This window comes from Streptomyces sp. MBT53, from assembly GCF_016654115.1.
Lineage (GTDB): Bacteria > Actinomycetota > Actinomycetes > Streptomycetales > Streptomycetaceae > Streptomyces.
In genome coordinates, this window is sequence record NZ_JAEQAZ010000235.1 from 1 (window position 1) to 13,638 (window position 13,638).

The window sequence follows — 13,638 nt, forward strand, 5'->3', positions numbered from 1 at the left end:
CCGCCCGACTCCGCTTCCGGACCCGCCTCCACCCCCACCCGCAGCACATCCACCAGCGCGTGCAGCCTCGGGGACGCGGCGAGTTCCTCCAGGGTCACGGGGCGGCCCTCCGCGTCGGCGATCGGGAGGCGCCAGTTCGGGTACTGGTCCCACGTGCCGGGCAGGTTCTGCGGGCGGCGGTCGCCGATCGTGTCGGGGAGCCAGACGCCGATCATGCGGGCGGGGGTGCGGAGCAGGAAGCGGTGGACGGCGTGGATCTCCGCCTCCTCCTCGGACCCGGGCCGGCCGCCGCCCCCCGTCGCGGGTTCGTAGAGGCCGAGCCGGGCCAGCAGGGCCAGCCACTCCCCCACATCGGTGGCGGACTCGATCCGCTCCTCCTCCACCGGTCGGGTCAACAGGCCCAGCCGGTCCCGGAGTTCGACGTGTTCGCCGGTGAGGCGGGCCGCGGTGGGCGGCAGGTCGTGGGTGGTGGCGGTGGCCAGACAGTCGGCGCGCCACCTCTCGGGCGCGAGGGGGCGGCCGTCGCCGTCCCAGTCCCGTTCGAACCACAGCACCGACGTGCCGAGCACCCCGCGCTCCTGCAACTCCTCGCGCACACCGGGTTCTACGGTCCCCAGGTCCTCGCCGATCACCACCGACCCGGCGCGCGAGGCCTCCAGCGCGAGGATCGCGAGCATGGCCTCGGCGTCGTAGCGGACGTAGGTGCCCTCGGTGGGCGGGCCGCCCTGGGGGACCCACCACAGGCGGAACAGGCCCATGACGTGGTCGATGCGCAGGGCGCCGGCGTAGCGGAAGAGGGCGCGGAGCAGGCGGCGGTAGGGGGCGTAGCCGGACTCGGCGAGGCGGTCGGGGCGCCAGGGGGGCAAACCCCAGTCCTGGCCGAGGGAGTTGAAGGCGTCGGGGGGTGCGCCGACCGACATGCCGGACGCGAAGTGGTCCTGCTGCGCCCAGGCGTCGGCGCCGTCGGGATGCACGCCCACGGCGAGGTCGTGCACGACGCCGAGCGGCATGCCCGCTTCGCGTGCGGCCCGCTGGGCGGCGGTGAGTTGGGTGTCGGTGAGCCAGGCGAGGCGGGAGTGGAAGTCGACGCGGTCCATCAACTCGGCGCGGGCGCGGGCGGTTTCGGGCGATCGGGGGTCGCGCAGCCCGGCGGGCCAGCGGTGCCAGTCCGAGCCGTGCACCTCGGCGAGGGCGGACCAGGTGGCGTGGTCCTCCAGTGCCTCGCCCTCGCGGGCGAGGAAGTCGACGTAGGCGGCCCGTCGTCCGGGGCCGAGGGGGACCTGGCGGACCAGTTCCAACGCCTCCCGTTTGAGTTCCCAGACGGCGTCGCGGTCGATCAACTCGCCCTTTTCCAGGACCGATTCGCGCAGCCTCGCGGCCCGGTCGAGGAGTCCGCGCAGCCTCTCCCGGTCGCGCTCATCGACGTACGCGAACTCGGGGACGTCCTCGACCCGCAGATACACCGGGTCGGGGAAGCGGCGCGAGGACGGGCGGTAGGGCGAGGGGTCGGTGGGGGCGCCGGGTACGGCCGCGTGCAAGGGGTTGACCTGCACGAATCCGGCGCCGAGCGCCCGCCCGGCCCAGGCGGTCAGCTCGCTCAGGTCACCGAGGTCGCCCATGCCCCAGGAGTGCCGGGAGAGGAGCGAGTAGACCTGCACCATCAGTCCGTACGACCGTCCGGCGGGCGTCGGCAACCTGTCCGGGGCGATGACGAGTTGAGCCTCGGCGCTGCGGCCGTCCGGGGCGGTGGCGGTCAAGCGGTGGACGCCTGGCGGGAGTTGGTCAACACCCGTCCGGGTCTCGCCCTGTTCGGTCTCGATGCCCAGCCGGGTGCCCTCGGGAAGTGCGTCGAGCGCGCCGGGGGTGCCGCCGTGCCGGCCCACGACGGTGGGCGGCAACAGCCGTTCGGCCAGCTCCTGTCGGCGGGCGGCGAGCGCGGCGCGGACGGCCTCCGGGGTGCTCGCGTCGACGCCGAGGGCGGCCAGTACGGCGACGACGGCGCCGGACGAGGCCGGGACCGCGCGGTCCGGGGAGGGGCGGTAGGCGGTGGCGACGCCGTGCAGTTCGGCGAGGAGCGACAACTCCTCGCCGAGGGCTTCGTCCAGCCGGGGTGCTGTCATCTAGGGCCTCGTCGAGTCCGGGTCGGCGAACACGGCGGACTCGCTGGTGAGCGGGGCCGTGTCGGCGAGCGGGGGCTCGCTGGTGAGGGGCTCGGCGTCGGTCAGCGGGGGTTCGCTGGTGAGCGGGGTCTCGGCCCAGGCGCCCTCGGAGTCGACGTGGAACAGGCCGGATTCGAGGCCGGGTTCGGGGCCGGATTCGAGGTCTGCGGAGCGCTCCGCGACGCGTTTGGAGCGGGCCGGGAGCGGGAGTGATGCCGATGCGGCCACGGTGGCCTCCTTGTCGGGATCGGATCGCCGGATCGGGCGACGGGCTGGTTACCGCAGCCCTACCCAGTGGGCGCGACGGCAGACCTCCAGGTTGAGGTACGGGCGGCACTGCGGCCACCCCCGTACCGCACACCCCGTACTTTTCCCGCTGATCACTATTCACTCAGTACATGTATCCAGTGCATACTGATCGGCATGAGCACCCGCCACATCCTGCTGGGCCTGCTCGCCCAAGGGCCGAGCCACGGCTACGACCTGAAGCGACGGCACGACGAACGCTTCCCGCAGGCCCGCCCGCTGGCGTACGGGCAGGTCTACACGACCCTGCAACGCCTGGTCCGGGACGGTCTCGCGGAGGTCGACGGCACCGGCTCGGACGGCGGCCCGGAGCGGACGGCGTACCGCTCGACCGCCGAGGGCGAGCGTGAACTCGCCCACTGGGCGGGGGAGATCGCACCGCCCGCGCCCTTCGTGACGAACGAGATCTTCGCCAAGGTCGTCGTCTCGATCCTGTCCGGCGGCGACCCGGAGGCGTATCTCCGGGCCCAACGCGCCGCCCACATGGAGCGGATGCGCGAACTCACGGCGCTCAAGACCGCCAAGGGCGCCGACCTGGCGACCGTGCTCTCGGCGGACTACGCCCTCAACCACCTTGACGCGGACCTCCGTTGGATGGCGACGACGGCGGCCCGCCTGACCACTCTGACCGCGGAGGTCGACACAGCATGAGCGACATCGGGGGTACGGCGGCGGTGCTGCTCGCGGCCCGGGACCTCTCCAGGACGCACGGCAGGACCCGGGCGCTGGACGGCGCCTCGGTCGACCTGGCGGCCGGCGAGATCCTCGCCGTCACGGGGCCCAGCGGCAGCGGCAAGTCCACGCTGCTGCACTGCCTGGCCGGGATCGTCCGCCCCGACGCGGGGACGGTGACGTATGCCGGGGAGCGGCTGGACACGCTGCCGGAGAAGCGGCTGAGCGAGCTGCGGCGGACCGAGTTCGGGGTGGTCTTCCAGTTCGGGCAGCTGATACCCGAGCTGACGGCCGTCGACAACGTGGCGCTGCCCCTGCTCCTGGCCGGGGCCACTCGTGGCGAGGCGCGGGAACGGGCCGGTGAGTGGCTGGAGCGGTTCGGGGTGCGCGGACAGGCGGAGCTGCGGCCGGGCGAGCTCAGCGGCGGCCAGACCCAGCGGGTCGCGCTCGCCCGGGCCCTGGTGACCGGCCCGCGGATCGTCTTCGCGGACGAACCGACCGGCGCGCTGGACTCCCTGGCGAGCGAGCAGGTGATGACGGCCCTGGTCGGCGCGGCCCGCGACGCGGGTACGGCGGTGCTGCTGATCACCCATGACGCGCAGGTCGCGGCCTACGCGGACCGTGAGGTCCGGCTGACGGACGGGACCGTGGCGCGGGCGGGGGTGACGGCGTGAAGGCGCTGCTCGCCGATCTGCGGCTGGCCTGGCTGCTCACCCGGGGGTCCGACCGCCGCGAGTGGTGGCGCGTCCTGCTCACGGCTGTCGGGGCGGCGCTGGCGACCGGCCTCGGGCTGACCGTCGCCGCGCTGCTGCCGCTGGAGGGGCACTACACCCTGCCCGTGGGCGGCGGGCTGCTCGACCGGGCCGACACCCGGGTCGGTGTGATCGCCGCGCTGCTGCTGCTGTTCATCCCGGTGCTCGGCTTCCTGGGCCAGTGCGCCCGGGTCGGCGCGGTGCACCGCGACCGGCGGCTGGCCGCGCTGCGGCTCGCCGGGGCCACGCCCGGCCAGACGCGGCGGATCGCGGCCCTGGAGTCCGGACTGGCCTGTCTAACGGGCTCGGCGGTGGCCACGGCGTTCTCGGTGGCGGCCCTGTTGCGGCTGTGGCACAGCCCCGTCCCCGCGGCCTGGGCGGGCATCGCCGTGGTGACCGCCGGAGTGCCGGTGCTGGGCGCGGCGGTGAGCGCGCTGATGCTGCGCCGGGTGGTGACCTCGCCCCTGGGGCGGCTACGGCGGCTGCGGCCGGCCGAGGGGCCGGGGCGGCTGTTCCGGGTGGCGACGGCGGTGCTGGCGCTGACGGTGGTGTACATCGTGACCACCCCCTTCCACGACGTGCCCTTCCAGTTCGCCCTCACCCCGATCACGGTCGTCGGCGTGTGCCTGCTGATCGGTGCCGTGGCGGTGTGGCTGACCGGCGCCTCGGCCCGGCAGCTCGGCGAGGGCGTGGCCGCCCGCGCGCAGAACCCGGCGATGCTGATCGCCGCGGAGCGACTGCGCGACGATCCGTGGGCGGCGGCCCGTACGCATGCCGCGGTCCTGCTGGTGACGGTCGTCGGCTCGTCCTTCATGGGGATACGGCAGGTGCTGCTCTCGGTCCTCCACGACCGGGCGGACCGGCACGCGGGGGGCATCGGGTTCTACGAGAACGGCCTGAACCTGGTGGGCCTCGCGCTCCTCTTCGCGCTCGCCCTGGTCCTGACCGCGCTCGCCGTCGGCACCGCCGAGTCCGTCGCCACCCGGCGCCGGGGACTCGCCGCCCAGGTGGCGACCGGAGTGCCGTACTCGGTGCTCGCGCGGGCGACCCTGCTGGAGACCGCGGTGCCGCTGGCACCCGCGCTCACACTGGCGGGCCTCGGCGGCCTGACGGTCGGTGTCTGGTACGGCGCCGCCGCCTCGGAGCACACGTCGATCCCGGTGCCGTACGACGCGCTGCTGGTCCCCCTCGGCGTCTACGCCTGCTGCCTGCTGGCGGCGGCCACGTCGCTGCCGCTGCTGCGCCGGTCGGTGCGTCCCGGCGAGCTGCGCTACGCATGACGGTCCGCCCCGGGGGCACAGGGGACTCCCGGGGCGGACCGTTCCGTACCGTCGTCGTACGGAACCTTGTGTTGCGGGGTACACAAAAGCCCGGATCGTCAGGCGGAGATGCCGTCGATCCGGGCCATCGCATCCTCCGCGCCGTATGGCTGCAGGTACGGCAGCCAGCGCGGGTCCCTATGCCCGGTCCCGATGATGCGCCAGGCCAGGCCGGTGGGTGGGGCGGGTTTGTGGCGCAGCCGCCAGCCGATCTCGAAGAGATGTCGGTCGGCCTTCGTGTGGTTGCAGCGGCGGCAGGACGCCACCACGTTGTCCCACGCGTGCTTGCCCCCGCGGCTGCGCGGAATGACATGGTCGACGCTGGTTGCGACGCCACCGCAGTACATGCACCGGCCCCCGTCGCGCGCGAAGAGCGCCCGCCGGGTAAGAGGAACGGGCCCCCGATAGGGAACCCGCACGAATCGCTTGAGCCGGACCACGCTGGGTGCGGGGACTGTGACGGTTGCGCTGTGCATATAGGCGCCGGATTCCTCCAGGGAGACAGCCTTGTTCTCCAGGACGAGGACGAGCGCGCGGCGGAGCGGTACGACGCCGAGTGGCTCGTACGACGCGTTGAGGACCAGGACATGCGGCACGGATGCCTCCTTGTGCGTCGGCGGCGCGTGGCTCGCGCCGGGACGATCTGTAGTCAGTCTCCCCTCATGCCTGGTGGAAGCGCCACCATGTCCCGGTAACGGGCTGGGAGTGTTTTCGACCACATGTGATCCGTCCCCGGGACGGCCGTTGGTTCGTCCCACCTGTTCTTTCCCGGCCAGGCACGTTCTCTCCCCCCGAGACGGCAACGATCCTCACGCGTTGCCCCGATAGTGTGGTGGGCCTGCCTTCTCGGTGACCTATTCGTGACCTTGACCGTGCCGGACCATGCCGGGGGCAGACGCAGCACCTGGAGGTACCTGCCGTGTCCTTGTCCGCCGTCCTACTGGCCGCCGCCTCGCCGTCGCCCTCTCCGAGCCCCTCGGAGACCACGGTGACCGTGCCCTCGCTCCAGGACGCCCAGGAGAGCGCGACCAACGCAGCGAGTTGGGTCGAGCAGAACTGGTCCACCTGGCTGGCGATCGGGCTGCGGGTGCTGCTGATCCTGGTGATCGCGGCGGTGCTGAGAATGACGGTGCGGCGGGCGATCACCAAGCTGATAGACCGGATGAACCGCACGGTCGAATCGGTGGACGGCACGGCGCTCGGCGGCCTCCTGGTGAACGCGGAGCGCCGCCGCCAGCGCTCCCAGGCGATCGGCTCGGTCCTCCGCTCGGTGGCGTCGTTCGTGATCCTGGGCACGGCCGCGCTGATGATCCTGGGCACGTTCGAGATCAACCTCGCCCCGCTCCTGGCCTCCGCCGGTGTCGCGGGCGTGGCGATCGGTTTCGGCGCCCGCAACCTGGTCACGGACTTCCTCTCCGGCGTCTTCATGATCCTGGAGGACCAGTACGGCGTCGGCGACCAGATCGACGCGGGGGTCGCCTCCGGCGAGGTCATAGAGGTGGGCCTGCGCGTGACCAAACTCCGCGGCGACAACGGCGAGATCTGGTACGTCCGCAACGGCGAGGTCAAGCGCATCGGCAACCTCTCCCAGGGCTGGGCCACGGCGGGCGTGGACGTCACGGTCCGCGCGTCGGAGAACCTGGACCGGGTGAAGGCCACCCTGGACGCGGTCTCCGAACGCATGAGCAAGGAGGAGCCCTGGAACGAGCTCCTCTGGGGCCCGATCCAGGTCCTCGGCCTCGACAGCGTCCTCATCGACTCGATGGTCGTCCGTCTCTCCGCCAAGACGATGCCGGGCAAGTCGGTGAGCGTGGAGCGCGAGCTGCGGTGGCGGGTGAAGCGGGCCTTCGACGAGGCGAACATCCGGATCGTGGGCGGGGCGACGGCCGACCCGATGGACGATGCGGCGGATCCTACGGAGTCGGTCGCGCCCCCGTCGGTGTACTCCAACTCGGACTCACCGCAGGTGGCGGCCACTTCACCCATCTCGTCCCAGCGGCCGTCGACGCGGTGAGGACTCGGACTCAGCTACGGCCGCAGGTCATGTCGTAGGCCTCCCGGACCCAGGAGGCCTTCCCGCCCGCCTTCCCGGGGTCCACTCCGCACTGCAGTGAGGCGCCGCTGCTGCCGTAGTAGCCCGTCACACTGCCGTGGACGGGGTTCGCGGCGGGGCAGTCGACGGTGAAACTCGCCCGAACTACGTCGGCGCCCCGCGCCTCGACGAACCGGCCGGCCGCGCCGAGGAAGTCGATCTCGCTCCCTGTCTGCTGCTGCTCGGAGCTCGGCTTGCGCAGGACCGAGGCGTCGACGTCGAGCCGCCGCGCGAGAGCCGCGAAGACCCGTCCGTCGGACACGCTCGCGTCGTTCACCTCGACCGCGGGCGTCACGGAACGGACGGGAGAGAAGGCGAACCGCACCTTCCCGTCGGTCTTGGCGACCTCGACCACTGGGGAGACGGCGAGCAGTTCCGTCTCCTTCGTCGTGCGAACCCAGTGGATGGCCCCTCGGGCACAGGAGGGAGACGCGGACGCGGTGACGGACGCCCCCGCGGAACCCCCGGCCCGAGCGGCACCGTCCGCGGTACAACCCACGGCGACGGGCACAAGGCCACACATCAACACCACGAGCCAGGCACGCGAACCCTTCATCGAACCTCCCCCTGCCCGGCGGCCTGCTGCGCACGCCCCCTCCGCTCAGCTCCCGTATCGAAGAACCGCTCCACATACTCGCCGACCGGCAACTCGCTCTCCCTCATGAGGGAGAAGACCTCAGCACCTTCCCCCGGCTCGTCGTCCATCCGGTACGCCTCGGCGAAGTCGGTGAACTCGACGCCGTCGAGGTCGGCGCAGTACTCGCGCGCCTCCGACTCCCCCCGCCCGATCGCCTCGTCGAACGACGCGGCCCGCCACAGGGTCACCCGCTCTTCGTAGACACCGAGTTCGCGATTCCGGAACACACACCGGACGCCGTACCAGGACTGCTCGCTCACCATGCCCCCGCTCATCGCCGCCGCATGGCCGGTGAAGCACTATCCGAACCAGCTCACCTGAACCAACACGATCCGCTATCCACGCACATCCGTGAGATAGGTGAGCATAAGCAACCCACGACTCTCGGTGCGCACTCCGGGGCCGGGCCCGGTATAGGCGGCGCCCTCCAGAAAGACCATGGACTCACGTACGGCGATCTCGTTGGCCAGCCGCTCCGTCTCGGCGCAGGCCGCGTCCGGGAGTCCGTCCAGCGGGTCGACCTGGAACAGCTCCCAGCGCCAGTCAGCCACCCGCGACATCGCGGTGCGCGGCGCGGACGATCTCCCCGGCCTCGCGAACGGCACGGTCGCGTACGGCGGGGTCGGCGCTGTTGATCGCCAGTTCGGCGGCATGCAGCCGACGGGCCGTCTCCGGGTGGCGTTCGATCTCGACGACCACGCCCCACTCCCGGTAGAACATCCGGATCGGTACGACGCTGTCCTCGTCGCCGGCCCGTACGAACGCCTTCTGCAGGTCCTCGAAGAACTCAGGGAGCCGAGACGGGACAACGGTGGCGACAGCCTGCCGGAGCGCCGGAAGGCTGAGGTCGGGACGGGGAATCAGCGGAGCGTCCCCCTCCGCGTACGGCGTGGTCATCGGCCGCCCCTTCCGCTCACCGAGCGCCCTTGTGGCACGTGCCCACGCTAGCGCCATTCCTGTCACTCCCTCGCGCCCATGAGCGAAGTAACTTCCACCGGGCCGACCCCGAGCACCCACTCCGCATACACGGTCTTGCCGACGGACCGGGGCTCCCACCCCCAGCGATGACACAGGGCGCCGACCAGCAGTAATCCCCGCCCGAACTGATCCGTGCCGCCTACGGAGCACGGGCTCGGCAGGCGTTCCCCACGCGGGTCACTGACCTCGACGCGGAGGACGACGCCGGTGTCCGTGATCCGCACCCGGATGAGCCGGTCCCGCAGGCTGCCGTGCAGCAGGGCGTTGCTCATCAACTCCGATACGACGAGGGCGACATCACCGGCGAGGGCGGGATGCCCCCACTCGGTGACGAGCCGTGCGGCGCGACGCCGGGCGAGGGGGACGCTGCGGGCGAAGGGGGTGTAGTCGAGACGGTCCTCGTGGGGGATGGGGACGGTGTCGCTGTCGCTGGCGGTGGGGGGTTCGGTCATGGCACACCTCCGTGCGCGGTCGGCTCACCAATGAGCGCCGCAGAGTTAGCTGACGAACACCGACCGTAGCGATCCAGTTGACTCGGGCACAAGTGGTTCAGAGACAATTGTCTCCACAAGGAGGAAGTCGTCGACTCACGGCAGTGACAGAGCGACACTTGGGCCGTGAACCGATCAGCTGAACTGGGAAACAGGGCGTCAACTGTGCTGGGACGCAAGCTCGGTAGCGAGCTGCTGCGCCTGCGCGATGCCGCTGGAAAAACCCAGCAACAGGCCGCCGAGACCATCAGCGCGACCAACTCCAAGATCGTGAAGATGGAGCGCGGCTGGGTACCAATGCGGGACCCCGACATCCGGGTGCTGTGCGAGTTCTACGGGCTGGAGGAGTCGAAATCCGTAGCCCGGCTGCTGGAGTTGGCGAAACTCGACCGTGAACGCCGGAAGGCCAAGGGCTGGTGGCAGCACTCGCCACAGGCGGAGGCCATGGCCGAGTACATCGCGATGGAGGATGCGGCGACCCGCGTGCGGACCTGGCAACAGGCCTTCGTACCCGGCCTGTTGCAGACACCCGAGTACGCGCGAGGCGTCGTCGTCAGCGAAGGGCTGTGGCAGGACCCTGACGAGATCGAGGGTTTCGTCGACGTCCGCATGAGGCGGCAGGCCCGCCTGTCGGGGCCCGAGCCGCTCCAGGTCTACGCAGTGATCGGAGAAGGCGCGCTACGTCAGCAGGTCGGCGGCCCCGAGGTGATGCGCGCACAGTTGCAGCACCTGTTGAAGACGGCCCAACTCCCCAATGTCCGCCTCCAGGTGCTGCCCTTCCGAGCCGGCGGCCACGCCTGCATGGCAGGCTCGTTCAACATCATCTCCTTCGCCGAGACCGAGGCGGTGGACGTGGTCCACGTCGACAGCATCGCGGCTACCGTTTGGGTCGAGAACGACGCCGAAAGCTCGACGTACAGTTCGTTCTTCGAACGCACGGCACGGCTGAGCCTGGCCCCCAAGGACTCGCTCGGTCTGATCGAGAGCATCAGCGAGGACATGCAGTGACGAACGGCTTCGACTTCGTGAAGTCCAGCTACAGCAGTGGAAGCGGCGAGTGCCTCGAAGTCGCCCGCAACATCCCCGGCACGATAGCCATCCGCGACTCCAAGGCCCCCTGCGGCCCAATGCTCCGCCTGACCCCCACCACCTGGACGAAGTTCACCGCAAGCCTCAACTCGCCCTGACTCCAGTGAAGTTCCTACTGGCCCTCGGTCAGTCGATGCCCTCGACGATGCGGAAGTCGCGCTCGACGCCGTCGGCGAGGACGGCCAGCGCCTCCTGGTAGGCCGCGCTCTCGCGCGTCGCGACGGCCTGCTCGAAGCTGTCGAACTCGATCAGGATGGTGCGCTCGGCGATTCCGGCGTCATGCGCCTCGACCCGACCGCCACGGACGAGGACCCGGCCACCCCCGGCCTGGACGGCCGCGGCAGCCAGCTTGTTGTAGGCAGCCAGCTTCTCGGGGTCCGAAATGGTGCGGTAGGCGCTGACCCAGTAGCCCTTGGGCATGGAACCTCCAGTGTCGGGATGATGAGTGCATCTGACTTACGGAACTTACGGGTTGGTCTCGGACGGGCGTCGGCGGGCGAGCGCGAGGCTGGTCAGCGTCGTGATCGCCATGGCGCCGACGCCGACCAACGCCGCGGTGGTGTAGGCGCTGTCGTCGGGGAAGAGGTGGCCGGGGCCGGTGCCCGCGGCGAGGATCAGGCCGCCGATGGCGCTGCCCAGGGAGTAACCGACGCTGCGGACCACGTAGTTGAAGCTCATGGCGCTCGACGTCTCGCTCTTGGGGGTGACCGCCAGGATGACGCCGGGCATCGCGGCCGAGAAGCCGCCGACGCCGAAGCCGAGCACGCCCATCGCCGCGAACAGTTCGGCCAGGTCCGACCGGGCCGCCGCGAACAGGGCGAACCCGCCGCCGACCACAACGGCGCTGCCGGCCAGGAGCAGGGGGTCGGCGATCCGCGTCCGGACCCGCGGCGTGAGCTTGCCGGCGACGAACCCCAGCACCGAGAACGGGACGAGGACCAGCCCGGCGACGAAGGTCGTCAGCCCGAAGCCGTAGCCGGTGCCGTGCGGCGTCTGCGCGTACCGGGTGACGAGCGTGAGCAGGAGGTACATGCCGATCCCGCCGACGAACATGGCGAGGTTCGCCCCGGCGACCGCCGGGTGCCGTACCGCCCGCACATCGACCAGAGGCGTCGTACTGCGCAGCTCGATGACGGCCCAGACGCAGAGCAGCACGACCGCGACGACGGCGAGGGCCGCCGCCACGGCGACGTGCCGGCTCCACAGGTTCCGTTCGCCGGCGAGGAACAGCACCAGGAGCAGCGCGGCGGCCAGGACGACCGCGCCTGCCACGTCCACGCGGGCGGAGCGGCCTTCGGGGGCTTCGGGCATGGAGCGCCACGCGGTCAGGAGGGCGGCGGCGGTGACGACCAGGCCGAGGCCGTAGGCGGCCCGTACCCCGCCGAGTTCGGCGAGCAGCGCGGCCAGCGGGTAGCCGACGCCGGCCCCGATGATCGAGACCACCGAGATCAGGGCGATCACGGCCGCGCCGCGCTCCTCGGGGAGGTGGTCGCGGGCCACGCCCATCATCAGCGCCGTCAGCCCGAGCCCGACGCCCTGGGCCGCCCGGCCGGCCAGCAGCCACGCGAACGGCAGCGGCAGCACGGTGAGCGCGCTGCCGGCGACGACGACCGCCAGCGTGGCGAGGATCGTGGCCCGGCGGTGCGGGCCGGCTCCGAGCCGGCCGAGGACGGGTGTGGCGACGGCGCCGCTGAGCAGCGCGACGGTCAGCGTCCACTGCGCGCTGCCGAGCGAGACATGGAACGAGGTCGCCACGCTGGTGATGAGCGGCGTCCCGAGGCTGGCGACCGCCGCCACGACCAGAGCGATGAACATCAGGGCGGGGACCAGCAGTTGCGCCTCGGAACGCGCCACCGGTAACGCCTTCGCCGCGCCCCCGCCGGCCGACTGCCCGGTCACTGTTTCTTTCCTTCGCGGTCCTGGCTTTCGAGCTCCGCCAGATGCTTCAGCGCCGGAAGGGCCGTCACCAGCGCCTCGACCTCGTCGCCGGTGAGCTGGCCGATCAACCGCTCGAACGCGTGGACGCCCGCCTGGCGCCGGGTCCGGACGTAGGAGGCGCCGGCCTCGGTCAGGCACACCAGCGTGACCCGCCTGTCGGACGCGTCGCCCCGCCGCTCGACCAGGCCGGACTCCTCCATCACCCGGACCAGGGTGGTCATCGCGGGCTGGGTGACGCCCTCGACCGCGGCCAGATCGGTGATGCGCCGCGGGCCGGTCCGGTCCAGGGTGGCCAGGGTGGCGGCGGACGTCAGGCTCATGTCCCGGGGCAGCCGCCTCGCGGCCCTGGTGGCCAGGCCGTAGAGGGCTGCCCCGATGGCGGCGGCCGCGCGCGGAGCGGTGTCGTGACGACTCACGCTCGAAGCATAGCAATTTTATATTCACAGTTTATGAAGTCACCGTACTCACCGGCCTGTTCACCTCCCCGCACTGGCGCGACCACCCCCAACCGCCTCCAGAGGCAGCACGCCGTTCTGGTGCGACCGTGCGGCACGGTCATTTCGCAGGGCCTGGGTGAGCCAGGGGTACACCGGGATCAGGTTCGGTACCACCTGCCAGCCGTTGACAATCCACACCAGCCGCCAGTAACGGTCCATCCTGGGATCTTCACGGACAAGCCGGTCCGCCGGGAAAGCTCCCCGATCGAGCAGAGGGCCGTAGCGTCCATGTCCCCCACCCTGCCGCTTCCAGTCACTGGAGACTCTCCGCATCACCCCGCCGAGCAGCCCCACTCCCCAGCCCCACTCCCCGGCATACCGCTCGGCGAGATCCCACAGCCCGGCAAGCGCAGGGCTGGTGTCCTTCCGCGCCGCAAGGTAGGTGCGCAGATCCTGGCCACCGTGCCGCCGCGCCTCGATGACGTACGCCAAGACCTCGTCGTCCTCCACGTACATCGCGTATTCGGGCCAGTGGAGTCCGAGGAAGGTGTGGTACTCCACACCGTCCTCCTCGGTCGCGTCCCACCTCTGCCGATAGGTGTCGATGTCGTCAAGCGTCGCTCGACCCCGCAGGACGTCCTCGACGAAGGTCACCACTGGTCCCCCGTCGTCCGCCGACTCTCGCCCTCCATCAGCCCCAACCCTCCAGCCACCTGACACAACGCCACGAAGGAAGCCCCCCGCCGCACCCCCGAAACCCCCGTGTAC

The 13,638-nt window shown here is 71.3% G+C and carries 17 protein-coding genes and 1 pseudogene; 6 read left to right on the forward strand and 12 right to left on the reverse strand.

The window, feature by feature from the left end; translation table 11 throughout:
* Both malQ and JHN45_RS45245 read right to left on the reverse strand, forming a co-directional pair.
* The coding region (gene malQ, locus JHN45_RS45240; RefSeq protein WP_201055248.1) for a 4-alpha-glucanotransferase at positions 1–2,120 on the reverse strand (2,120 nt) is incomplete at its 3' end.
* On the reverse strand, positions 2,121–2,387 hold the full coding sequence (locus JHN45_RS45245) for a hypothetical protein (RefSeq protein WP_201055249.1): 267 nt from the start codon (positions 2,385–2,387) through the stop codon (positions 2,121–2,123). It lies immediately after the preceding gene.
* A gap of 195 nt (positions 2,388–2,582) precedes the next feature.
* Between JHN45_RS45245 and JHN45_RS45250 the strand changes: the two genes are divergently transcribed.
* The 3 genes from JHN45_RS45250 to JHN45_RS45260 are packed head-to-tail and all read left to right on the forward strand — an operon-like array spanning position 2,583 to position 5,169.
* Positions 2,583–3,116, forward strand: a complete 534-nt coding sequence (locus tag JHN45_RS45250) for a PadR family transcriptional regulator (protein WP_200716704.1) — start codon at positions 2,583–2,585, stop codon at positions 3,114–3,116.
* On the forward strand, positions 3,113–3,811 hold the full coding sequence (locus tag JHN45_RS45255) for an ABC transporter ATP-binding protein (protein ID WP_201055250.1): 699 nt from the start codon (positions 3,113–3,115) through the stop codon (positions 3,809–3,811). The genes JHN45_RS45250 and JHN45_RS45255 overlap by 4 nt, the downstream gene beginning before the upstream one ends.
* Positions 3,808–5,169 carry an FtsX-like permease family protein gene (locus JHN45_RS45260; RefSeq protein WP_201055252.1) on the forward strand — a complete coding sequence of 454 codons (1,362 nt, stop codon included), beginning with the start codon at positions 3,808–3,810 and terminating at the stop codon, positions 5,167–5,169. The genes JHN45_RS45255 and JHN45_RS45260 overlap by 4 nt, the downstream gene beginning before the upstream one ends.
* A gap of 98 nt (positions 5,170–5,267) precedes the next feature.
* Here JHN45_RS45260 and JHN45_RS45265 read toward each other — a convergent pair whose 3' ends face one another.
* Entirely contained in the window at positions 5,268–5,804 is a 537-nt protein-coding gene (locus JHN45_RS45265) for an HNH endonuclease (RefSeq protein ID WP_019065631.1), read from the reverse strand.
* Positions 5,805–6,127: 323 nt separating this feature from the next.
* On the opposite strand from JHN45_RS45265, the gene JHN45_RS45270 reads away from it, so the two are divergent.
* A complete protein-coding gene (locus tag JHN45_RS45270; protein ID WP_201055254.1) occupies positions 6,128–7,222 on the forward strand; it encodes a mechanosensitive ion channel family protein in 1,095 nt (364 codons plus the stop codon).
* Between the two features lie 10 nt (positions 7,223–7,232).
* On the opposite strand, the gene JHN45_RS45275 is transcribed toward JHN45_RS45270, so the two are convergent.
* The 5 genes from JHN45_RS45275 to JHN45_RS45295 form a co-directional block, all read right to left on the reverse strand.
* Complete coding sequence (locus tag JHN45_RS45275) at positions 7,233–7,856, reverse strand: hypothetical protein (protein WP_201055256.1); 624 nt, start codon at positions 7,854–7,856, stop codon at positions 7,233–7,235.
* Positions 7,853–8,200 (reverse strand): DUF4288 domain-containing protein, encoded by a 348-nt coding sequence (locus JHN45_RS45280; protein ID WP_236584808.1) that lies wholly within the window; start codon positions 8,198–8,200, stop codon positions 7,853–7,855. Before JHN45_RS45280 ends, JHN45_RS45275 begins: the two co-directional genes overlap by 4 nt.
* 72 nt (positions 8,201–8,272) lie before the next feature.
* On the reverse strand, positions 8,273–8,488 hold the full coding sequence (locus JHN45_RS45285; RefSeq protein ID WP_201055258.1) for a hypothetical protein: 216 nt from the start codon (positions 8,486–8,488) through the stop codon (positions 8,273–8,275).
* Entirely contained in the window at positions 8,481–8,834 is a 354-nt protein-coding gene (locus JHN45_RS45290; protein ID WP_201055260.1) for a hypothetical protein, read from the reverse strand. Before JHN45_RS45290 ends, JHN45_RS45285 begins: the two co-directional genes overlap by 8 nt.
* Before the next feature lie 62 nt (positions 8,835–8,896).
* A complete protein-coding gene (locus JHN45_RS45295) occupies positions 8,897–9,367 on the reverse strand; it encodes an ATP-binding protein (RefSeq protein WP_201055262.1) in 471 nt (156 codons plus the stop codon).
* 165 nt (positions 9,368–9,532) lie between these two features.
* Between JHN45_RS45295 and JHN45_RS45300 the strand changes: the two genes are divergently transcribed.
* Complete coding sequence (locus JHN45_RS45300; protein WP_307783376.1) at positions 9,533–10,414, forward strand: helix-turn-helix transcriptional regulator; 882 nt, start codon at positions 9,533–9,535, stop codon at positions 10,412–10,414.
* Entirely contained in the window at positions 10,411–10,593 is a 183-nt protein-coding gene (locus tag JHN45_RS45305) for a DUF397 domain-containing protein (protein ID WP_307783377.1), read from the forward strand. Before JHN45_RS45300 ends, JHN45_RS45305 begins: the two co-directional genes overlap by 4 nt.
* A gap of 28 nt (positions 10,594–10,621) precedes the next feature.
* Here the strand turns inward: JHN45_RS45305 and JHN45_RS45310 are convergent, their stop codons facing one another.
* The 4 genes and pseudogenes from JHN45_RS45310 to JHN45_RS53675 form a co-directional block, all read right to left on the reverse strand.
* A complete protein-coding gene (locus JHN45_RS45310) occupies positions 10,622–10,915 on the reverse strand; it encodes a DUF1330 domain-containing protein (RefSeq protein WP_201055264.1) in 294 nt (97 codons plus the stop codon).
* A gap of 45 nt (positions 10,916–10,960) precedes the next feature.
* Positions 10,961–12,394 (reverse strand): MFS transporter, encoded by a 1,434-nt coding sequence (locus JHN45_RS45315; RefSeq protein ID WP_201055265.1) that lies wholly within the window; start codon positions 12,392–12,394, stop codon positions 10,961–10,963.
* On the reverse strand, positions 12,391–12,753 hold the full coding sequence (locus tag JHN45_RS45320) for a MarR family transcriptional regulator (protein ID WP_200716948.1): 363 nt from the start codon (positions 12,751–12,753) through the stop codon (positions 12,391–12,393). Before JHN45_RS45320 ends, JHN45_RS45315 begins: the two co-directional genes overlap by 4 nt.
* A gap of 156 nt (positions 12,754–12,909) precedes the next feature.
* A pseudogene (locus JHN45_RS53675) lies at positions 12,910–13,638 on the reverse strand (hypothetical protein); the annotation flags it as partial.